This is a genomic window from Streptomyces sp. NPDC002838 (assembly GCF_040295365.1).
In the GTDB taxonomy this organism is placed as follows: Bacteria; Actinomycetota; Actinomycetes; order Streptomycetales; family Streptomycetaceae; genus Streptomyces.
Genome location: NZ_JBEOVF010000018.1, coordinates 91216 through 111641, shown reverse-complemented (window position 1 = coordinate 111641; position 20426 = coordinate 91216). Strand labels below are relative to the sequence as shown.

Annotated in this window: 17 protein-coding genes; 7 read left to right on the top strand and 10 right to left on the bottom strand. The window is 71.6% G+C overall.

What is annotated here, in order from left to right:
* Positions 1–495 precede the first annotated feature (495 nt).
* The 6 genes from ABT063_RS23345 to ABT063_RS23320 form a co-directional block, all read right to left on the bottom strand.
* Positions 496–1071, bottom strand: coding sequence for a hypothetical protein (locus tag ABT063_RS23345; protein WP_351059455.1), 576 nt, complete (start codon positions 1069–1071; stop codon positions 496–498).
* 102 nt (positions 1072–1173) lie between these two features.
* Positions 1174–2448 (bottom strand): MFS transporter, encoded by a 1275-nt coding sequence (locus ABT063_RS23340; RefSeq protein ID WP_351059453.1) that lies wholly within the window; start codon positions 2446–2448, stop codon positions 1174–1176.
* A 59-nt stretch (positions 2449–2507) separates the two neighbouring features.
* Positions 2508–3917 (bottom strand): CitMHS family transporter, encoded by a 1410-nt coding sequence (locus tag ABT063_RS23335; RefSeq protein ID WP_351059450.1) that lies wholly within the window; start codon positions 3915–3917, stop codon positions 2508–2510.
* 133 nt (positions 3918–4050) lie between these two features.
* Complete coding sequence (locus ABT063_RS23330) at positions 4051–6339, bottom strand: molybdopterin oxidoreductase family protein (protein WP_351059447.1); 2289 nt, start codon at positions 6337–6339, stop codon at positions 4051–4053.
* Between the two features lie 155 nt (positions 6340–6494).
* Positions 6495–7112 carry a TetR/AcrR family transcriptional regulator gene (locus ABT063_RS23325; protein WP_351059444.1) on the bottom strand — a complete coding sequence of 206 codons (618 nt, stop codon included), beginning with the start codon at positions 7110–7112 and terminating at the stop codon, positions 6495–6497.
* Positions 7109–7705, bottom strand: coding sequence for a hypothetical protein (locus ABT063_RS23320; protein ID WP_351059441.1), 597 nt, complete (start codon positions 7703–7705; stop codon positions 7109–7111). The genes ABT063_RS23325 and ABT063_RS23320 overlap by 4 nt, the downstream gene beginning before the upstream one ends.
* Before the next feature lie 206 nt (positions 7706–7911).
* On the opposite strand from ABT063_RS23320, the gene hmgA reads away from it, so the two are divergent.
* Genes hmgA through ABT063_RS23305 form a run of 3 tightly spaced genes read left to right on the top strand, consistent with a single transcriptional unit; the run spans position 7912 to position 11212 of the window.
* Positions 7912–9282, top strand: coding sequence for a homogentisate 1,2-dioxygenase (hmgA, locus tag ABT063_RS23315; RefSeq protein WP_351059438.1), 1371 nt, complete (start codon positions 7912–7914; stop codon positions 9280–9282).
* Positions 9279–10028: a GntR family transcriptional regulator gene (locus ABT063_RS23310; protein WP_351059435.1), complete on the top strand. Its 750-nt coding sequence runs from the start codon at positions 9279–9281 to the stop codon at positions 10026–10028. Before hmgA ends, ABT063_RS23310 begins: the two co-directional genes overlap by 4 nt.
* 26 nt (positions 10029–10054) lie before the next feature.
* Positions 10055–11212: a type ISP restriction/modification enzyme gene (locus tag ABT063_RS23305; RefSeq protein ID WP_351059432.1), complete on the top strand. Its 1158-nt coding sequence runs from the start codon at positions 10055–10057 to the stop codon at positions 11210–11212.
* A gap of 109 nt (positions 11213–11321) precedes the next feature.
* On the opposite strand, the gene ABT063_RS23300 is transcribed toward ABT063_RS23305, so the two are convergent.
* On the bottom strand, positions 11322–12035 hold the full coding sequence (locus tag ABT063_RS23300; RefSeq protein WP_351059429.1) for a TetR/AcrR family transcriptional regulator C-terminal domain-containing protein: 714 nt from the start codon (positions 12033–12035) through the stop codon (positions 11322–11324).
* Positions 12036–12098: 63 nt separating this feature from the next.
* Between ABT063_RS23300 and ABT063_RS23295 the strand changes: the two genes are divergently transcribed.
* On the top strand, positions 12099–13046 hold the full coding sequence (locus tag ABT063_RS23295; protein ID WP_351059426.1) for an ATP-binding cassette domain-containing protein: 948 nt from the start codon (positions 12099–12101) through the stop codon (positions 13044–13046).
* On the top strand, positions 13043–13825 hold the full coding sequence (locus ABT063_RS23290; RefSeq protein ID WP_351059424.1) for an ABC transporter permease: 783 nt from the start codon (positions 13043–13045) through the stop codon (positions 13823–13825). Before ABT063_RS23295 ends, ABT063_RS23290 begins: the two co-directional genes overlap by 4 nt.
* Positions 13826–14072: 247 nt before the next feature.
* On the opposite strand, the gene ABT063_RS23285 is transcribed toward ABT063_RS23290, so the two are convergent.
* The 3 genes from ABT063_RS23285 to ABT063_RS23275 form a co-directional block, all read right to left on the bottom strand.
* On the bottom strand, positions 14073–14342 hold the full coding sequence (locus ABT063_RS23285) for a hypothetical protein (protein WP_095749593.1): 270 nt from the start codon (positions 14340–14342) through the stop codon (positions 14073–14075).
* 137 nt (positions 14343–14479) lie between these two features.
* Positions 14480–15289, bottom strand: a complete 810-nt coding sequence (locus ABT063_RS23280) for an anti-sigma factor (RefSeq protein WP_351059420.1) — start codon at positions 15287–15289, stop codon at positions 14480–14482.
* Entirely contained in the window at positions 15286–15828 is a 543-nt protein-coding gene (locus ABT063_RS23275; protein WP_095749591.1) for a sigma-70 family RNA polymerase sigma factor, read from the bottom strand. Before ABT063_RS23275 ends, ABT063_RS23280 begins: the two co-directional genes overlap by 4 nt.
* Positions 15829–16037: 209 nt before the next feature.
* Here ABT063_RS23275 and ABT063_RS23270 point away from each other — a divergent pair, with 209 nt between their 5' ends.
* Both ABT063_RS23270 and ABT063_RS23265 read left to right on the top strand, forming a co-directional pair.
* Entirely contained in the window at positions 16038–17573 is a 1536-nt protein-coding gene (locus ABT063_RS23270) for a DUF4331 domain-containing protein (RefSeq protein WP_351059417.1), read from the top strand.
* A gap of 184 nt (positions 17574–17757) precedes the next feature.
* Positions 17758–19683, top strand: a complete 1926-nt coding sequence (locus ABT063_RS23265; protein ID WP_351059414.1) for a tetratricopeptide repeat protein — start codon at positions 17758–17760, stop codon at positions 19681–19683.
* Positions 19684–20426: the final 743 nt, after the last annotated feature.

Here is a 20426-nt window from a genome sequence, read left to right as displayed (position 1 = left end):
CCGCCCGCTTGAGTTCCTGCCGGATCACGCCGGGCACCACTCGCACCGGCACCAGGCCGCGCGCCGCCCGCCACAGCACCGGATCCAGGCCGCGCCTGCGCCGCCCCACCGCCCGCTCGGGCCCCAGCCGGATCACGCCGGGCACCACTCGCACCCGCGCCGGCCCCAGACCGCCCGCCCCCCGCCTCCGCGCCGGGCCGGACGTCCCCCGCGCCGCCGCGGGTTCCGGGAGGCTTCGCCCCGCCCTCACCGACCCCGGCCCCTTCGGGCGGCGCCCCTTGCACCCCGGTGCCGTTCACGGGTCGTTCCGGTGCTGCCCCTCGTGCGTCGACGCGGGTGTCCGACGCCCCGGAGGGGCCCGGCGGAGCGGTCGTGGTCACTCCGCCGGGCTCCTCGTCCTGGGACCACCACATGCCGCCCGCCACCAGGGAGGCGGTCAGTACGGCGGTTCTCGCCAGGCGGTAGGCGCGCGTCCGGTACCAGGGCCTGCGGCGTCTACGCCGCGCCATCGGCGCGACGCCGCCGGAACCACACCGCCCCGCCGACCGCGGCCACCCCCACCGCGGCCGCGCCGGCCACCGGCGTGAAGGCGTCGGCCCGGGCGAGGCCGCCGCCACCGGCGGGCACACTGCCGTTGGGGCCGAGAGCCCCTGCCACCCGGTTCGCGCAGTCCACGTTGAAGTCCTTGTTCCTGCCCGGGCCCGGCACGCCGAAGACCCTCCAGTTCAGCCGGTATCGGCCGGCGGGCAGCATCAGGTTGCCTGAGACGCCCGCTCCGTTGGCGAGCGTGACGACGCCGGAGAGCGTGGCGTTGGTGGGGGCCTGCGCGGTCTGCGGCTCGATGGTCCAGTTGATGCCCTCAGCGATGTCGAAGTTGAAGGCATCGAGGTAGAACTTGCAGATCTTGGGCTGGTTGAGCCGGGCGGCGACGGCGGTGCCCGCCATGTGGATGTTGACGTCTCCGTTGTGCCCGGGTTGGGCGACGGCGTTCGGCGCGCTGAGGAGCAGGGCTCCGCCGACGGTGAGCGCCGTCAGTGCGGCGGCTCTGCGCGGACGGGACGAGGTCGGCATACGGGACCCTCCGAATCAGATGCTTTTCATACGAATCTCACTGTCATCTGACTCAATGTCACATTTGGTCCGAATATGGTGGGAGCAGCGCCCTACGCCCCGTCAGATATCGCTCTTCCGGCTCAACGACGGCCGGAAGCGACGCCCCCGGCCCGATGCCTCACCGTCCTCCGCCTCGCCACCCCCCGCCCCACCATCCCCCGCCCCGGGCCGCCCCGGTGACCGCAGCGCGATCCCCGAGGACACCAGCAGCAGCGCGCCCAGCATCACGAACGGCGCGGCCACACCCGCGACCCCCGCGACCAGGCCCGCCGCGGCGGGCGCGGCGACCTGGCCGAGGCGGTTGCCGGTCAGGCGCAGCGCGAGGGCCGTGGAACGGGCGCCGTCGGGGGCCGCCTGGACGACCGTCGTCATGGACAGCGGCTGCCCGACACCGAGGCAGAAGCCGAGGACGGCGAGGATCAGGGCCAGCGCCCACACCGGAACCGGCAGCGCGATGCCCGCGCACAGCACGGCCGCCAGCAGACAGGTCACGGTGAGGAGAAGGGTTCGGCCGAGCAGCCGCAGCAGGGGCGTGAGCACCAGGCGGCAGGCGATCGTGGCCGCCGCGCGCAGGCTCAGCAGGACGCCGATCACGGACGGCGCGATGCCCCGGTGCTCGCCGACCACCGGGAGGTAGGCGGTGAGAATGTCGGTCGCGGACAGCACGGACAGGCTGATGAAGATGCCCGCGGGCACACCCCGGGCGCGCAGGATGCGCTGGACGGGGACGCGTTCGTCTTGTTCCGCACGGGACTTGGCCGCCGTATCGCGGTGCTCTATGCGCCACAACGACGTGAACGCGACCGCCGCCCCCGCACCCGCCACGACGAGGGCGAGCGCGCTGGTGCCGGCCATGTCCGGGCCGCCGATCAGCGCGCCCGCCGCGATCGGGCCGACCAGTTGGCCGAGGGAGGCGCCGATGGTGAAGTGGCCGAAGTTGCGGTCCTGTTCGTGCGAGGCTGACTGGCGGGCGACGAGCGACTGGGCGCCGATCACGAAGCAGAGATGGCCGAGGCCCATCACACCGCTCCAGATCGCCATCGCCCAGAGGGAGTTCGCGATACCGCTCAGGGCGCAGCCGCCGGATATCAGGACCACGCCGACGGGCAGCAGGGGCGCGCAGCGGCCGTGGTCGGTACGGCGACCCAGTGGTACGGCGGCGAACAGCGGGAGCAGCGCGTACACACCCGCGATCACACCGATCGCCCGCTCGTCCGCGCCCAGCGCGAGGGCCCGGTAGGAGACGGCGGGCCGGGCCATCGACACCGCCCCCTGCGCGAAGCTGAAGGCGATGACGAGGCGGAGCAGCCAGCCGCGGTTCCCACCGGGCCCCATGTTCGAACCCCTCCATCGAGTGTGCCGAGCGTGCGGACGACTGTTCTTCGGGCGACTGTTCAGATGATCCCGAAGAGCATTCCTGCCCCGAGGATGATGAGGCATGTGAGGGCCGCCCACTTGACCACGAACCGCGTGTGGTCGCCGAACTCGACCTTGGCCATGCCGACCAGGACGTACACGGCCGGGACGAGCGGGCTCGACATGTGCAGCGGCTGGCCGACCAGCGAGGCGCGGGCGATCTCCAGCGGGGACACGCCGTGTGCCGCGCCCGCCTCGGCGAGGACCGGCAGGACACCGAAGTAGAAGCCGTCGTTCGACATGAAGTACGTCAGCGGCAGGCTCAGCACGCCGGTGACGAGGGCCATGTGCGGGCCCATGCCCTCGGGGATGACGTCCACCATCCACTTGGCCATGTGCTCGACCATGCCGGTGCCCTGGAGGACGCCGGTGAAGACGGCGGCGGCGAAGACCATGCCGGAGACGTTGAGGACGTTCTCGGCGTGGGCGGCGATCCGGGCCTTCTGGTCGGGGATGTGCGGGAAGTTCACGGTGAGCACCAGCGCGGCGCCGAGCAGGAACAGCACCGGGATCGGCAGCCACTCCATGATCATGGCGGTGAGCAGGACGACCGTGAGCAGCGCGTTGAACCAGTAGAGCTTGGGGCGCAGCGTGGCCCGGTTGGGGTCGAGGGCCTTGAAGCCGTCGTCCTCGCCCTCCTCGGCGTCGGCGTCGGTACCGGAGCCGGAACCGGCACTGCCGGTGCGCACGGGGGTCTTCTCGCCGCCCGAGCCACCCGCGCCCACGAGAACCGTCTCGGCTTCCTGGGGCTCCAGCACCTCGTCCAGCGTCAGCGCACCCAGCCGCTTGCGCTCGCGCAGACCGAGTGCGTACGACAGGACGAAGACACCGAGGAGGCCGACGGCGAGGGCCGGGATCATCGGGACGAAGATGTCGCTGGCGTCCAGCTTGAGGGCGGTGGCGGCGCGGGCCGTGGGGCCACCCCAGGGCAGGGTGTTCATCACGCCGTTGGCCATGGCGGCGACACCGGTCAGCACGACCAGGCTCATCTTCAGGCGCTTGTACAGCGGGTACATGGCCGAGACGGTGATCATGAAGGTGGTCGAGCCGTCGCCGTCCAGCGAGACGATCGCGGCGAGCACGGCGGTGCCCACGACGATCCGCATCGGGTCGGCCTTGCAGAACTTCAGGATCCCGCGCACGATCGGGTCGAAGAGGCCGACGTCGATCATCACACCGAAGTAGACGATCGCGAACATGAGCATCGCCGCGGTGGGGGCGAGGCTGGTGACGCCGTCGATGACGTAGTCACCGAGTTGGGCGCCCTTACCGACGAACACACAGAACAGTGCGGGGATCAGTACGAGCGCCGCGATCGGCGACATCTTCTTCATCATGATCAGGACCAGGAAGGTCGCGATCATGGTGAAGCCGAGGATGGTCAGCATGAATGGATACCTAACGTTCGCCCTTGAACTCCCACCAGGGCCGGCGGTGCGATGACGTTAGGTCCCGTCAAGCGGCGTTAACAAGACGTTGACGTGCGAGCAATAAGCGCAAAACTCCAGGTCAGCGCTTTGCTCAGGTCAGAGGGCTGAGCTTTTCGGCCATGGGGGCGGCTTCGGCGGCGGGTACGGCGGCCAGTTCGACGGGCATGCCGTTGAGGACCGCGTTGCCCGACAGCGGGTCGAGCAGCGTGCCGTCGAGGAGCTGGTTGACGTTGACGCCGGGGTCGGCGGAGGCGTGGTTGAGGCGGGTGCCGGGCCGGTCGTGGCCCCAGCCGTGCGGCAGGCTCACCACGCCCCGGCGCACGCCGTCGGTGACCTCGGCCGGGGCGGTCACCTCTCCCCCGGCGCCCTTCACGCGGACGGGTTCCCCGTCCCGCACGCCCAGCCGTTCGGCGTCCTCGGGGTGGATGTGGAGGGTGCAGCGGTTGGTGCCGCCGGTGAGGGCGGGCACGTTGTGCATCCAGCTGTTGTTGGAGCGCAGATGGCGGCGGCCGACGAGGACCAGCCCGGCGGGGCGCTCGCGCAGGGCCTGCCGGAGGCGGGGCAGGTCGTCGGCGATCGGCTGCGGCAGCAGCTCCACCTTGCCGCTCCTGGTCTTCAGCGGCTGCGGCAGGCGCGGCCGCAGTGGTCCGAGGTCGATGCCGTGCGGGTGGACCAGCAGTTTCTCCAGGCTCAGCCCGTCCGGTCGTACGCCGAAGCCGTCGCCGTAGGGGCCGAGGCGCAGCATCATGTCCAGCCGCCGCTCGGGGCCGTTGTCGCCGGTGAGTTGTGCGGCGAGTTCGCGCGGGTCGCGGCCGTGCACCGGGGAATGCGGTTCCTTGACCGCCTTGCCGAGGGTCTGGTCGATCACCATCGCGTCGACGGCGGACGGGTCGGCGCCGTGCATGCCGGTGGCGGCCAGGATCAGCCGGGCGAGGATCTCGGTCTCGGCCATGCGGCCGGGTTCCAGGGGGACGGCGGGGCGGGTGTAGCGGACCTGGTTGTGGACGGCGAGGGTGTTGAAGGCGAAGTCGTGGTGCGGGCTCTGCGCGGGCGGCGGCGGGGGCAGGACGACATGGGCGTGGCGCGAGGTCTCGTTCAGGTACGGGTCCACGCTGACCATGAAGTCGAGCGAGTCGAGGGCCTTGTCGAGCCGGTCGCCGTCGGGGGCCGACAGGACGGGGTTGGCGGCGACGACGACGAGCGCCCGGACCGGCTCGCCCTCCTCCGTCGCGGTGTCGATCTCCTCGGCGAGTGCGGAGAGCGGCAACTCGCCCTTCGCTTCGGGGTGTCGACCGACCCGCGAGCGCCAGCGCCCGAGCGCGAACCCGCGGCCGGGACCTGCGGGGCGGGGTGTCTTGTCGGTGGCGGCCTGCGGGAAGAGTGCGCCGCCGGGGCGGTCGAGGTTGCCGGTGAGGATGTTGAGCACGTCGACGAGCCAGCTGGCGAGGGTGCCGTGGGGAACCGTACAGCTGCCGATGCGGCCGTATACGGCGGCGGTGGGGGCGGTGGCGAGTTCGCGGGCAAGGGTGCGGGTGACGGAGGCGTCCACGTCACAGGCCGGCGCGACGGCTTCCGGAGTGAAGTCCCGTACGGATGCCCTGAGTTCGTGGAGACCTTGGACATGCGGGGCCAACTCGCCGAGATCCACGAGGCCTTCCTCGAAGAGGACGTGAGCCATCGCCGCGAGCAGCAGGGCGTCCGTGCCGGGGCGGATCGCGATGTGCCGGTCGGCGAGCTTGGCGGTGCGGGTGCGGCGCGGGTCGATGACGGTGAGGGTGCCGCCGCGGGCCTTGAGCGCCTTGAGCTTGCCGGGGAAGTCGGGGGCGGTGCACAGACTTCCGTTGGATTCCACGGGGTTGGCACCGATGAGCAGCAGGTGGTCCGTGCGGTCGAGATCCGGTACGGGGATGGCGTTGGCGTCGCCGTAGAGCAGCCCGCTGGAGACGTGCTTGGGCATCTGGTCGACCGTGGAGGCGGTGAAGATGCTGCGGGTGCCGAGTCCGGCGAGGAGCACGGGCGGGTAGAGGGCGCCGGCCATGGTGTGCACGTTGGGGTTGCCGAGGACGACGCCGACGGAGTGCGGGCCGTACCGCTCGACGACGGGCCGGATCCCGGCGGCGACCGCGTCGAAGGCCTCCTCCCAGGTGGCCTCGCGCAACTCCCCGTCCTTGCGCACGAGTGGGGTGCGCAGCCGGTCGGGGTCACCGTCGACGGCCCCGAAGGAGGCGCCCTTGGGGCAGATGAACCCACGGCTGAACACATCGTCCCGGTCACCGCGGGCGCCGGTCACACGGCTCCCCTCGATGGTGAGGGTCAGGCCGCAGGTGGCCTCGCAAAGGGGGCAGATGCGCAGGGCGGTGCGGGAGTCGGTGGTGGGCACGGGTCCTCCCGGAGGGTGGCGGCTAAGTGACGCGCGAACTCCGGCCGAGCATACCGACCGGTATGCACGGACGCGAGGGGTCGCGGGGCACGGACACCGAATGTCACGTACCAAAATTCGCGTGCCGGCAGTCGCGTGCCGGCAGTCGCGTGCTGTCAGTCCAGCACCCGCGCCAGATACGCCCGCAGCATCTGCCGCGTCTCCTCGATGATCTTCACCTCGCCCTCCGGAGCCACCCGGAAGGCGAGGTGAACAAGGGTGTCTGCGGTTTCCACGGCGACGAGGAAGACGCGGCGCAGGTCCTCGTCCGGTGCGCGGTCGAGGTAGCCGGACAGGAGGTCGGTGAGGCGGTCGGCGACGCGGTGGTTGGGTTCGGCGTGGCGGGTACCGACCGGGATCTGGTTGCCGAAGTCGACGAGCGAGAAGCCGGGCGCGGTGCGCTTCATGGCGAGGTACTCGTCGAGCACGGCGTCCACCGCCGCGCGCCAGCCCGCGTCGCCGGTCTCCTTGAGGCGCTCGGTGACGCGCGCGGTGTAGCGCTCCAGGTTGCGCTGGGCGAGGGCGTCCGCCATCTGGCGCTTGTTGCCGAAGAAGCGGTAGACCGAGCCGATGGGGACGCCGGCGCGCACGGCCACGGCCCGGGTGCTCAGGGCGTCGTAGCCGACCTCGTCGAGGAGGTCGGCGCAGGCGTCGAGGATCCTGGTGAGCCGTTCGGCGCTGCGCCGCTGCACAGGCGCTCGACGAAGCGATGTCGCTGGGGGCACGGGCTTCATGATGCCTCTCCACCGGGGCCCGGGGAAGCTCGCCCCCCGGTACGCGGACCGGTGCCGGATGCACCCGTCGCGGGGTTCGCGGTCCCGGCCGGTCCCGGCTTCGAGGCCGTGATGTCCGCCGTGCTCTCGACCGGCTCGCCGTCCACGGCCCACACCGTGCCGTCGTCGGCGTACAGACGCACGGTGACCTGATGCGTGCCGTGCGGGACATAGCGGCCCGAGAGGCGGTACTCGGAGGTGCGCAGGCCGGTGACGGGGCGGTCGTCCACGAAGAGGCGGGCGACACCGCGTCCGGGCACCGCCTTCGCCTGCGCGCCGACGGGCGTGAAGCGGAAGTTGCGGACGGTCAGCCGGACGTTCCAGCTGTCGTCGGCGCCGGGCTGCACCTCGATGCCGACGTCGGGCGCGTGCTCCTTCTTCACCTCACGGAAGTGGCGCCCTTCGTGGTCCGTGTCGTCGAGGACCTTCCCCACCGGCGAGGGCGAGGCGCTCTCTTCCTGCTTCGGCGCATCACCGGAACCGCAGCTCGCGGATCCGGTCAGCAGCAGGACACAGACCGCGAGCGCGGCAAGCAGTCCCCGCGTCCACGACATGACCGGGAGCGTAGAACACCGGTGCGACCCCTCGAATCCCCCTGGAGTCTGGTTCCGGCCGCCTCCGGTCGTCCTCCGAGAGGAGGTCATCCCCAGCCAGAACCCCCAGTCAGGAGGAGGATCCGGCCACCCGCTTGCTCCCTCTTGCGTCCGCGAAATCGCAATCCTACGGTGGAGCATAGGAATAAGACCGCAAAGGAGCGATCATGAGCGGGGACGCGCGGAAGACCGCCGAGGCCTTGACCTACCTCTCCGGTTTCGGCAACGAGCACAGCTCCGAGGCCGTTCCGGGAGCACTGCCCGAGGGCCGCAACTCGCCGCAGCGCGCACCCCTGGGTCTGTACGCGGAGCAGCTCAGCGGTACGGCGTTCACCGAGCCCCGGGCGCACAACCGCCGCTCGTGGCTGTACCGGATCCGCCCGTCGGCCGCCCACCCGGCGTTCACCCACACACACAACGGCTGGATCCGTACCGCCCCCTTCACGGAGTCCGTGCTGGACCCGAACCGGCTGCGCTGGAACCCCCTGCCGGAACCGGTGGAAGGCACCGACTTCCTCGCCGGCCTGTGGACCCTCGGCGGCAACGGCGACGCGACGCAGCGCACCGGCATGGCCGTGCACCTCTACCACGCCAACTCCTCCATGGACCGGGTCTTCAGCGACGCCGACGGCGAGCTGCTGATCGTGCCGGAGCGCGGCGGACTGCTGCTGCGCACGGAGTTCGGACCGCTGCAGGTGGAGCCGGGACATGTGGCGCTGATCCCGCGCGGGGTGCGCTTCCGTGTGGAGCTGCTGGATGCTGCGTCCGACGGCGGGCAGAGCCCGAGTGCGCGGGGCTATGTGTGCGAGAACTATGGCGCCCCCTTCCGCCTCCCCGACCTCGGCCCCATCGGCGCCAACGGCCTCGCCAATGCCCGCGACTTCCAGGCACCGGTCGCCGCGTACGAGGACGTCGAGGGTCCGGTGGAGGTGGTGAACAAGTTCTGCGGCAACCTCTGGACGGCGACCTACGACCACTCACCGCTCGACGTGGTCGCCTGGCACGGCAACCATGTGCCGTACGTCTACGACCTGCGCCGTTTCAATGTGATCGGGAGCATCTCGTACGACCACCCCGACCCGTCGATCTTCACGGTGCTGACGTCCCCCTCGGACACCCCGGGCCTGGCGGGCGCCGACTTCGTGGTCTTCGCGCCGCGCTGGCTGGTGGGCGAGGACACCTTCCGGCCGCCGTACTTCCACCGGAACGTGATGAGCGAGTACATGGGCCTGATCGAGGGCGCCTACGACGCGAAGGCGGAGGGCTTCGTCCCCGGTGGCGGCTCGCTGCACAACATGATGTCGGCGCACGGCCCGGACCGGGAGACGTTCGATCGCGCGAGCGCCGCCGAGCTGAAGCCGCAGAAGGTCGACGACGGCCTTGCCTTCATGTTCGAAACCCGCTGGCCGGTGACGCTCACACCGCACGCGGCCCGGGCGGAGCACCTGCAACAGCGCTACGACGACGTGTGGGAGGGCCTTCAGCGCCACTTCCGCCCCTTGCACGGAAGATTCCCTACCGGTACGGATGGCCCGTGACCTCCTTCGCCCCGGACTCGATCGTCCTGAACCGCAAGCTGCCGCTCTGGTACCAGGTGTCGCAGTCGCTGCGCGCCTCGATTCTCGGCCGCTCGCCCCAGGACCCGCTGCGCCTGCCCACCGAGGAACAGCTGGCGGGGCACTACAAAGTCAGCGTGCTGACCATGCGGCAGGCGCTGAAGGAGCTGGAGGACGAGGGCCTGATCACGCGCCACCGCCGGCGCGGCACCTTCATCGAGCCGGACGCCCTCAGGGGCGCCCCCGTGCGGCTGCTCGGCTCGGTGGACGCGATCGTGGCCCAGCAGTCCGGCATGGCGACCCAGCTGCTCGACCACGGCAAGGGACCGGTACCCGTCGAACTCGCCGAGTACTTCCCGGATCTCGACGAGGTGGCGACGTACCACCGCCTGCGCGGCGACGAGAAGACCGGCGAGCCCACCAACCACGCCCGTAACTACGTCCGCCCCGAACTGGCCGCCCTCATCGACCCGGACGACCTGCTCCGCCGGCCGATGACCAAGGTGCTCAGAGACATCGCCGGGGCGGACATCAGCCGCATCACGGACACTGTGGAGGCCCGGCTGGCGGACCCGGAGACGTCCCGGCTCCTCCAAGTGCCGCTGCTCAGCCCGATCCTGCACTACACGGGCGTCACCTACGACACGGAGGGGCGCGTGCTGGACACGGCCGTCATCCACTACCGGGGCGACCGTTTCTCCTTCACGGTGACCCTGGACGCCACCTGACCCGGCTGTCCTTGGCAGGTCGTACGATGCCCAGCGTGACGCACGACGACGCTCCGCTGCTGGCGGACCTCATGCCGTGGTCCGTCGCACCGCCGCGGCTCGGCCGGGGGTGGCCGACGGGCCCCGACCCGGCATCCCTGAAGGCCCGCTGGGACGCCCTGATGAAGGCGGAGGGCCCGGACCGGGAGGCCCTCTTCGAGCCGACGCGCTCACGCACCCTGCGCTCGGCGGTGGGGCAACTGCCGGGCCGCTCCGGCGGCACGGAGAAGCTGGTCCGCGCGACGGGCCCCTGCCCCGAGCCCGTACGGGTCCTGCACGCGCCCTTCGACGAGCAGTGGCTGATCCCCGACCACCGGCTGATCGACGCGGCCCGGCCCGAACTGTGGCGGGTGGCGGACGAGCAGCAGATCTTCGTCACGGAGACACCCGGCAGCCCCGGCCCCGTGTTGCTGGCGACCTCCCTGCTCCCCCTCCTCCGCCCCGGCCGCGTCCGCCCCCTCTACCGCCGCCCCGGCGGCTCGGAACCCAACCTCGCACCGGGCCTGTTGGACCACCTGACAGCCCGCCTCGGTCTCTCCCCCACCCCGACGGATCTCCTGGCCTGGGCCGTCACGGCCACACGCCCCGACCTCACCGTCCCCCTCACCGAGGACCCCGAACTCTGGGCCCACGGCGTCGAACGCGGCCACCGCACCCTCTGGCTGATGCGCCGCAACGGCGACCGCCCCAAGCTCCCCGGCGGCCGCCGCCCCTACGTCCGCGCCCCCCTGCCCACCCGCCCTCTGACCCTGCACTACGACCGCGACGAGGAGACCCTCCACATCGACGAGGGCCGCATCTCCCCGGTGCCGCCGGAGTCCTGGGACTTCGAGGTGAGCGGAACACGGGTGCTGGAGGGCTGGTTCACGTCGCGGACCGCCGAACCCACCCCCGGCACCCTGGAAGCGATCCGCCCGGCGACCTGGCCGCAGGCGTGGACGTCGGAACTGCTGGAGCTGATCACAGTGTTGGCACTGCTGGCGGAACTGTGGCCGCAACAGGAGGAGTTGACAGTGACGGCCCCGATCACGGCGCAGGAGCTACGCGAGGCGGGCGTGCTGCCGGTACCGGAGGCGGCACGCAGGCCGGCGTCTGTCTTCGACCACCACGAGGAAGGCCCGGAAGGCCAGTTCGCTCTGATCTAGCCGGCTAGGGCCTGTCCGGCGGCTCATGCCGCAGACGCGGGGTCTGGCACGCCCATCTGCGTCGATGAGGCGCCGCTGCTTTCCTGCGACCTGATCCGCCGGACAGGCCCTAGGGCCTGGGCTCGAAGGCGTCCATGACCCGATGGAGCGCCCGATCGAACACCGCCTCCAGGTCGATCGGCCCCGCGTCCTCCATGAAGGCCGCCGCCAGTCGCGGATAGGCGCCGGTGGCCACCTGGCTGCTGAGATAGGCGATACGGACCGCGTTCTCCTCCTCCTCGGACCAGGGCATGGAGCGGGTGCGCTCGGCAGTGGCGAGCTCGTTCGCGGTGTACGTCGTCACGACGCCGTTGAGCAACGCGACCAGCTCCATCTTCGTGCTGTACGGGATCTCGAGCGGTTCGAGGCAGGCCAGGCAGTGCTCCAGATAGCGCAGGGTGTTGGGGCTGAAGCCGTAGACGCCCGCCATGAGGCGCGGCACCCACGGGTGGCGGCGCATGATGGTACGGGTCTCATGGCAGTTGCGGAGCATGTCGGCCCGCCAGTCGCCCGAGGGCTCGCGGAACTCGTGCTCGGCGCCCACGGCGTCGAGCATCAGCTCGTACAGGTCCTCCTTGCGCGGTACGTAGTTGTACAGCGACATCGTTCCGCAGCCCAGTTCGGCCGCGACATGCCGCATGGAGACGCCGTCCAGCCCCTGCGCGTCCGCGATCCGCACGGCCGCCGCCGCGATGTCCGCGCGCTTGAACGCCGGCTTCGGCCCCCGGCCCGTCCGCTCGGGACGGGCCCAGATCACTTCGGGTACGGCCGCTCGGCCCGCCATCGATCATCACCTCGGCCACCATCCTAGTTACGTACAGCGTACGTAGTGCGCTATGGTCAACGCATGACTTCTACGTACGCTGTACTTAGTGAAGGTCTGGAGAAACGCTTCGGTGCCGTTCACGCCCTGCGCGGGCTGGACCTCGCGGTGGCGACCGGCACGGTCTGCGGAGTCCTCGGACCGAACGGGGCGGGCAAGACCACGGCCGTACGACTGCTCACCACGCTGCTGCGGCCGGACGCCGGCTCCGCACGGATCGCCGGGCACGATCTCGTGCGCGAGGCGGCGGCCGTCCGGCGCAGGATCGGTGTCACCGGGCAGTACGCCTCGGTCGACGGGGACCTCACCGGACGCGAGAACCTGCGGCTGTTCGCCCGGCTGCACCGGGTGCGGGGGCCCGCCGAACGCGCCGGCGAGCTCCTCGACCGCTTCGGCCTGGCCGAGGCCGCCGACCGGCCGGCGTCCACCTACTCGGGCGGAATGCGGCGCCGACTGGACCTGGCGGCGAGCCTGATCCGCCGCCCCGAGGTGCTGTTCCTGGACGAGCCGACCACCGGACTCGACCCGGCCAGCCGGAACCTGATCTGGTCCGCCGTGCGCGAGCTCACCACGGACGGTACGACCGTGCTGCTGACCACGCAGTACCTGGAGGAGGCCGACCAACTCGCCGACGACATCGCCCTGGTGGACCAGGGACGGGTCGCGCACACAGGCTCTCCGGCCCAGCTCAAGGCACTCATCGGCGCCCATGTCGAGGTGGTCGTCGCGAACGCGGACGTGATGGCGAAGGCGGCGGGCGTCCTCGATCAGCTCACCGGCGGGGAACCGACGTTCGACCGCGACCGGAACGCCGTCGCCGCGGTCACCCGCGACTCGACGCTCACGCTCCCCCGTCTGGTGCGCGAACTGGACGCCGCCGGCGTGCCGTTGCTCGACGCGAGCCTGCGCCCACCGACCCTCGACGACGTGTTTCTCCGGCTCACCGAAGACCCCAAGGAGCGTGTGGCATGACCACACTGGCGTACGACGGCACCGCGATGCTGGGCCGCCAGCTGCGGCGACTGCGGAACAACCCGGGCCTGCTGATCCTGACCCAGACCATGCCGGTCAGCATGCTGCTGTTCTTCGGCTACGTCTTCGGCAGCGCCCTCGCGATGCCGGGCGAGGAGTACCGGTCGTTTCTCGTGCCGGGGCTGCTGGTGGCGACCGCCGCGAACGGGATCATGACCGGGATGTTCCAGGCCGCCCAGGACACGCACCGGGGCGTGATGGACCGCTTCCGGACGCTGCCGGTGAGCCGGGCGGCCGTACCGCTCGGGCAGGCGGCCGCGGACCTGGTCGTCACGGCAGCCGGGACGGTGCCCTTCCTGCTGGTCGGGCTCGCGGTGGGCTGGCGGATCGAGGGCAGCGCGCTCGACGCGGTGGGGGCCTTCGGCCTGTTGCTGCTGTTCCGGTTCGCGACCACGTGGGTGGGGATCTTCCTCGGCCTGCTCACCCGGAACGAGGAGGCCGCGGGTCAGCTGGGCGGTGCGACCTTCCTGCTGCCGCTGCTGTCCAACGCCTACATCCCGACCGAGGGACTGCCGGGCTGGCTGCGCACGGTCGCCGAGTGGAATCCGATCAGCGCGGTGACCACGGCCCTGCGGTACCTGTTCGGGAACGCGCCGGTGCCGGAGGGGGCGGCCTGGCCGGTGGCGCATCCGGTCGCCGGGTCGCTGGCCTGGTGTGCGGTGCTGCTCGCCGTGTTCGTTCCGTCGGCCGTGCGCCGGTACGCGCACGGTGAGCGGTGAACCGACACCGTTGAACGGTCGTCAAGGGCCGTGGAGTAAGGCGGCTTCGGGCACGTGGGGTGGGGCGTGCCGAGGTGAGCGGGTCGAGGGGGCGGGGAGACGTGCCCGCGCTCGGGACGTCGCGCCGGTGCGTCGCTGCGTGCCGTGGGGATGACGGACGGCGAGATCGCAGCGCCGCACCGGAACGGCGTGGCGACCGGCCCGGGCGCGGGCCCTTGGGGACTGCCCTGAGGAACGCCGGTGTCGCTCAGCGTCCGCCGAACAGCGAACGGCGCAGCCGGCGCAGTGGCGCGAAGAGCGAGACCCGCCTCACGCGCTTGCCCCTGTCGCTGCGGTTCTGCGTGGTGTCACGTGCGGTCAGCTCCCGCATCAGCGATGTCGCCTCGGCCGTCTCTCCCTGTGGGACGGCGGGACCCGCCAGCACCGAGAGATGGCGGTCGAGGCGCGAACTGGTCGCGCTGCTCCCGCAGGTGATCGCAGGGACCCTCGCCCTGCTGCGCACTGTTATCTGTTCCATGTCACTCCCCACCCGTACGAGTCCACCCGGCCCGGGCAGGGTAACCCTATCGCCCCCTTGGGGCACTCGTGTATCGCGGTCACAGGATTCACCTTCCCCGTAAGGCGGTTGACGACTCCTCGCGGCCTCCTCCTCGGTCACTCTCCGAATCCAACCGATTCCAGGGCGAGTTGGACAACCGGCTGGGTAGTGGGCTGCGGCGATCCACCGTCGGGTTCGACGGTCACAGCGAGTGACGTGGCCGACTTGTTCAGGTCGGACGCCACCAAGGGCGTGTCGCCGTCGAAGAGGCCCAGGGAGCGCGGTTGCGCGTCGGGGCGCATGAGCCACAGTTGGTGCACTCGATCGCTCGGCAGGTCGCCGTATCCGCTCAGGGTGACCACCGCGCTCTCCTCGGATGCGGAGGCGACCACTCCGATACTGCGGCCCCGGTTGTCCTGACCGCTCGTCGCCCGGGCGTCGGGAGCCGCGAGAACGTGGGCGATCTCACGTGCCTGGGCCCGCTGCGCGTCCAGCTCGTCCTGCGTCTGGCCCGCCTGGACGGCGAAGAGGGAGGCGACGACGAGGGCCGCGGCGGCGGTGGCGGTCGCGAAGGGTACGAAGAGGGGGATCCGCCGCCGCTCACGGGGGCGCGGTGGGGGCGCGGTGCCCCACACATGGGGCGGCAGCTGGGGCGTGCGCGGGCGTGCCGGTTCCTGCTGAGGGCCGGGCTCCTGCGGAATCGTGCGTACGGCGGCCAGCACTCGGTCGCGCAGTGCGGCAGGCGGCCGCGCGGCCGTCGACCAGGCGAGCCGTACGGCGTCCTCGGACAGGGCCCGTACCTCGGCGGCGCAGGCGGCGCAGCCCTTGAGGTGCCTCTCGAAGCGGACCCGCTCGGCGGGTTCCAGGGCGTCGAGGGCGTAGGGCGCGGCGAGGGAGTGGGGGTCCTCGCGGCGGAAGAGGCTCATGCGACACCTCCCAGGCACTCACGCATCCGGGTCAGCCCGTCGCGCATCCGCGTCTTGACCGTGCCCAGCGGCAGGGAGAGCCGCTCGGCCACCTCACGGTACGTGTAGCCCTCGTAGTAGGCGAGCGTGACCGACTGGCGCTGCAGGTCCGTGAGCCGGTCGAGGCAGCGGCGCACCCACTCGCGTTCGAGACCGGCCTCGACCTCCTCGGTGACCTGGTCGAAGGCCGGCTGGTTGGCGCGCAGCGCCTCCCGCTGCTCGCGCTCGCCGGCCGCGCGGGCGCTGCGCACCCGGTCGACGGCACGGCGGTGGGCGAGGGTGAGGATCCACGACATGGCGCTGCCCCGCGCCGGATCGAACCGCGCGGCGGACCGCCAGAGTTCCAGCAGCACCTCCTGCGCCACCTCCTCCGACTGCGCCGGATCCCGTACGACCCGTCTGACGAGCCCGAACACCGGCCCGGACACCAGGCCGTACAGCTCCTCGAATGCCTTCTGGTCGCCGCCTGCCACGAGTACCAGAAGCTCGTCCGCCTCCAAGCCGTCTCCCCCTCTCCGCAAGCCGCACCCGGCCCGTCCCGTCCCACGAGGCATTCGCAACGAACACACCTCCGGATGGGGTTACGGATCAGCGGGCCGAAAACGCGGGTCCAGCAGCGAGGAAAAGAGTTTTGAGATTCGACCAATCCGGCCCGGCCCCCGTTCCGAATCCCCCGGCGTCAGGCAAGTTGGCACGGAGGACGGACGGCATGACAGCTATCTCCAGGAGCGGCGCGGGACGCAGGAGCATCGCGACCCTCATATGTGGTGCGCTGGCCGCAGGCGGGCTCGCAGCCGCCGGCGTGGCCGCGCTGCAACCGGGGGCGGCCAGCGCCTCCAGCCACCGGGAGGCCCCGCTGATCTCGGGGCAGCCCCAGTACGACAACACGGACGTGTACGCGTTCGTCAGCCCGGACAAGCCGGACACGACGACGATCGTGGCCAACTGGATTCCGATGGAGGAACCGGCCGGCGGGCCCAACTTCTTCACGTTCGCCGAGGACGCGCAGTACGACATCCACATCGACAACAACGGTGACGCGCAGGGCGAGCTGCTGTACCGCTTCACCTTCGAGACGCACGTCAAGAACGACAAGACGTTCCTCTACAACACCGGTCCGGTCGAGAGCCTGGACGACCCGGACCTGAACATCACGCAGACGTACGACATCGAGCTGCTGCGGCTGAAGAACCAGCGTCTGGAGTCGAAGACGAAGGTCGCGGACGACGTGCCGGTGGCGCCGTCGAACGTCGGCAAGGCCTCGATGCCGGACTACGCCAAGCTGCGCGACCAGGCGGTGCACGAGCTGCCGGGCGGCTCGACGACGTTCGCCGGCCAGGCCGACGACCCCTTCTTCCTGGACCTGCGGGTCTTCGACCTCCTGTACGGCGGGAACCTGACCGAGGTCGGCAACGACACGCTCAAGGGCTACAACGTCAACTCCATCGCCCTTCAGGTGCCGACCCACATGATCACCGAGTCGGCCGAGCAGCCGATCGTCGGTATCTGGTCGACGACGCAGCGCAAGAACGCGCAGGGGCACTTCAGGCAGGTGTCGCGGCTGGGTATGCCGTTGGTCAACGAGGTCGTCAACCCGCTGAAGGACAAGGACAAGTTCAACGCGTCCGCGCCGTGGGACGACGCGCAGTTCCTCGAGAACGTGACCAATCCGGAGCTGCCGAAGCTGATCGAGGCGATCTACAAGATCCCGGCGCCGGACGAGCCGCGCAATGACCTGGTCGACGTCTTCCTCAAGGGCGTCGAGGGCCTCAACCAGCCGCCGCACGTACGTCCGGCGGAGGAGCTGCGCCTGAACACCTCCATCAAGCCTGCCGCCGAACCCAAGCGTCTCGGCGTCCTCGACGGCGACAACGCGGGCTTCCCGAACGGCCGCCGGCTCACCGACGACGTGATCGACGCCTCGCTCCAGGTCGTCGAGGGTGAACTGCTCGGCGCGAAGAACGACTTGGGCGACGCGGTCGACAAGAACGACAAGGACTTCGAGAAGGCCTTCCCGTACGTCGCGCTGCCGACGGAGGGCTCGCGCGGCCCGCTCGCCAAGGGCACGACCGGCGGCAACGACGTCCGCAACGAGATCGGCGACGCGCTCCAGCCGGCCGGCGGTTCCTCCGGCTCCGACGACACCACCCTGATCGCCGCCTCCGCGGGCGCCGGCGCGGCCGGCATCCTCCTGATCGGCGCGGGCCTCACGTGGTGGCGCCGGATGCGGGACCGGGCGTACTAGGCCCTTGCCGGGCGTCTGGCCCGAGGGCCGGCGTAGTGACTCCGGTCAGGCCTATTGGCCCGGCCGGGCCTCCGGCCCCGGCGTACCCCCTGACTGGCGCGGCCCGCACATACATCCCCCACGGTGCGGGCCGCGCCGCCCCGCGCGAGAACTTCCGTCCCCAGCGAGCCCATTGAGGAGAGGCATGGCCCCGCGTAAGAACGACAGCGCCCCGGAGAGCGAGCACGGCGGCATGAGGCCCGCGGCCAGGAAGCGCGAGCGCGGCACGACACCGGCCGACGGGCCGGGGGCCGAGGCCGGGGCGGGGGCTGCGGGGTCGGGGACCGAAGCTGAGCAAGGGACCGCCGCACCGGAGACCGCCGAGGTGAGACAGAGGGCCGCTGCTCCACCGGCAGCCGTCGAGCCGGCCCGGTCGAAGGCCACCGAGCCTGCCGCAGAGCCAGAGGTGGGTGCTGTGACCGAGGCCCCGTCGCCGGCTGCCCCGTCGGGCCCCGGCGTGCGGGACGGGGACGACACAAGCGCTGCTTGGCTGAAGGTCTTCGCGGCTGAGGACGAGGCCGAGCGGGAAGCCGTTGGGCCGGAGGGCGAAAGCCTGCCCGCGTCCGAGGCCGATTCGCGGGCCAAAGCCTTGCCCGGAACCGGACCGAAAGCCGAAGCCGAAGCCGAAACCAGGTCCGGGGGCGAAGCGCCACCCCGGGTTCAGACAGGGATCTCCGGCGAGACAGCCGTCGATCCGCGGGTCGCTGCCGTGCGGCGGGTTTCGGCTGCTGGGCGGCGTTGGCGTGGGGCCCAGCTGATCGGGTGTGCGGTGCTGTTGGCTGTCGCGCTCACCGCCGGTGCCGTCGCCGTCGGGTCCGTGCGGGACGGAGGGAGCGGCGCGGCGGTCGCGTCCGCGCCGGGGGCCCTCTCGCCGGAGCTGCTGAACGGCGGCGACCTCGACACGAGCATCACCGCCCTCCAGACCCAGCTCCGCGCCCAGCCCAAGGACTTCGGCGGCTGGGCCACCCTCGGTCTCGCCTACGTCGAGCAGGCGCGGACCAAGGGCGACCCCTCACGCTACCCGCAGGCCGAACGCGCCCTGAAGCGCTCCTTGGACCTGAAGCCCGACAACGACCGCGCGCTGGCCGGCCGCGCGGCCCTCGCCGCCGCCCGGCACGACTTCGAGGACGCCCTGAGGTACGCGGACCAGGCCCTGGAACAGAACCCTTACAGCGAACGCGCCCTGTCCTCCCGTATCGACGCCCTGGTGGAACTGGGCCGTTACGACGACGCGTCGAAGGCCGCGGAGCTCGCGGACACCCGGCGGCCCGGGATCCCCGTCTTCACCCGGTACGCGTACGTCCACGAGCTGCGCGGCGACGTCACCACCGCCCGACGCGTGCTGGAGCAGGCGCTCGCTTCCGCCACCGCCCCGGGAGACGTGGCGTACGTCGCCACCGCGCTCGGCCAACTCGCCTGGAACCAGGGCGACCACACCACCGCCCTGCGGCACTACGCACGCGCCCTCGCCGCCGACGACACCTATGTCCCGGCCCTGGAGGGCCGCGCCCGCGCCCAGGCCGCGAGCGGCGACCGCGCCGCCGCGATCAAGGGCATGGAGGACGTGGTCGCCCGCTACCCCCTGCCCGGCCCGCTCGTCGTACTCGGCGAGCTGTACGAGGAGCGTGGCGGCGAGGGCGACCGGGCCAAGGCCCGCGACCAGTACGCCCTCGTCAACGCCTGGACCTCCCTCGCCCGCGCGGCCGGCGTCAACGCCGACCTCGACACCGCGCTCGCCGCCGCCGACCACGGCGACGCCGCCTCCGCCCTGCGCGCGGCCCGCGCCGAATGGGACCGCCGCCGCACCGTGCACACCGCGGACGCCCTCGCCTGGGCCCTGCACGTCAACGGCCGCAGCGAGGAAGCCCTGCCGTACGCCCGCCGGGCCACGGCCACCGGCTACCGCAACGCCGTGTTCCTCCACCACCGCGGCATGATCGAGCTCGCCACGGGCCATGAACAGGAAGGCCGCGCCCACTTGAAGGCAGCACTGAAGCTGAACCCCGGCTTCTCGCCGACCGGTGCCCGCGAGGCCCGTAAGGCGCTCAAGGCACTGGAGGCGGCCAAGTGACGCCCCGTCGCCTGTTCGCCTCCGCCGCGGCCGTCCTCACCGCCGCCGGCGCGCTCGCGCTGCTCCCCGCCACCACCGCCAGCGCTCACCCCCTCGGCAACTTCACCGTCAACCGTTACGACGGTCTCGTCGCCGCCCCCGGAGAACTCCGCGTCGACCACGTCGAGGACCTCGCCGAGATCCCCGCGACCCAGGCCCAGCCGGACATCAAGAGGCTGGGCATGACCGAGTGGGCCCGGCAGCGGTGCGCGCAGGCCGCCGGGGACAGCGAACTCACCGTCGACGGACGTACGGTCGGCCTGACAGCGGAACGCAGCGACGCGCGCGTGCGGCCCGGCCAGGCCGGACTCGACACCCTCCGCGTGGAGTGCCGGCTGACCGCGCCGCTCCCCGAGGGCGACACGACGACCCTCGGCTTCCGCGGCGCGGGCGCGGACGCCGGCCCAGGCTGGCGGGAGATCACGGCGCGCGGCGACCGGATGACGCTCACCGCGTCGGACGTACCGAAAGAGTCGCTGTCACGTGAACTGACCAGCTACCCCGAGGAGTTGCTCTCCTCCCCCGCCGACACCGCGACCGCGTCGCTCCGGGTGCGCCCCGGCGGCCCCGCCCTGGCCGAGGAGGAGGCGGACGCCCCCGCCGCCTCCGTCCTGCCGCGCGGCGTCGACCGCTGGACCCGGGCCCTGGACGACCTGGTCGCCCGCCACGACCTCACCCCCGCGTTCGCCGCCCTCGCCCTCCTC

Bases quoted from the DNA above. Each gene is read 5' to 3' on its own strand.
- ABT063_RS23270 (WP_351059417.1), top strand. From the start codon at position 16,038: ATGACAGCTATCTCCAGGAGCGGCGCGGGACGCAGGAGCATCGCGACC.
- ABT063_RS23305 (WP_351059432.1), top strand. From the start codon at position 10,055: ATGCCCAGCGTGACGCACGACGACGCTCCGCTGCTGGCGGACCTCATG.
- ABT063_RS23285 (WP_095749593.1), bottom strand. From the start codon at position 14,342: ATGGAACAGATAACAGTGCGCAGCAGGGCGAGGGTCCCTGCGATCACC.
- ABT063_RS23345 (WP_351059455.1), bottom strand. From the start codon at position 1,071: ATGCCGACCTCGTCCCGTCCGCGCAGAGCCGCCGCACTGACGGCGCTC.
- ABT063_RS23295 (WP_351059426.1), top strand. From the start codon at position 12,099: ATGACTTCTACGTACGCTGTACTTAGTGAAGGTCTGGAGAAACGCTTC.
- ABT063_RS23265 (WP_351059414.1), top strand. From the start codon at position 17,758: ATGGCCCCGCGTAAGAACGACAGCGCCCCGGAGAGCGAGCACGGCGGC.
- ABT063_RS23290 (WP_351059424.1), top strand. From the start codon at position 13,043: ATGACCACACTGGCGTACGACGGCACCGCGATGCTGGGCCGCCAGCTG.
- hmgA (WP_351059438.1), top strand. From the start codon at position 7,912: ATGAGCGGGGACGCGCGGAAGACCGCCGAGGCCTTGACCTACCTCTCC.
- ABT063_RS23280 (WP_351059420.1), bottom strand. From the start codon at position 15,289: ATGAGCCTCTTCCGCCGCGAGGACCCCCACTCCCTCGCCGCGCCCTAC.
- ABT063_RS23335 (WP_351059450.1), bottom strand. From the start codon at position 3,917: ATGCTGACCATCCTCGGCTTCACCATGATCGCGACCTTCCTGGTCCTG.
- ABT063_RS23300 (WP_351059429.1), bottom strand. From the start codon at position 12,035: ATGGCGGGCCGAGCGGCCGTACCCGAAGTGATCTGGGCCCGTCCCGAG.
- ABT063_RS23320 (WP_351059441.1), bottom strand. From the start codon at position 7,705: ATGTCGTGGACGCGGGGACTGCTTGCCGCGCTCGCGGTCTGTGTCCTG.
- ABT063_RS23340 (WP_351059453.1), bottom strand. From the start codon at position 2,448: ATGGGGCCCGGTGGGAACCGCGGCTGGCTGCTCCGCCTCGTCATCGCC.
- ABT063_RS23325 (WP_351059444.1), bottom strand. From the start codon at position 7,112: ATGAAGCCCGTGCCCCCAGCGACATCGCTTCGTCGAGCGCCTGTGCAG.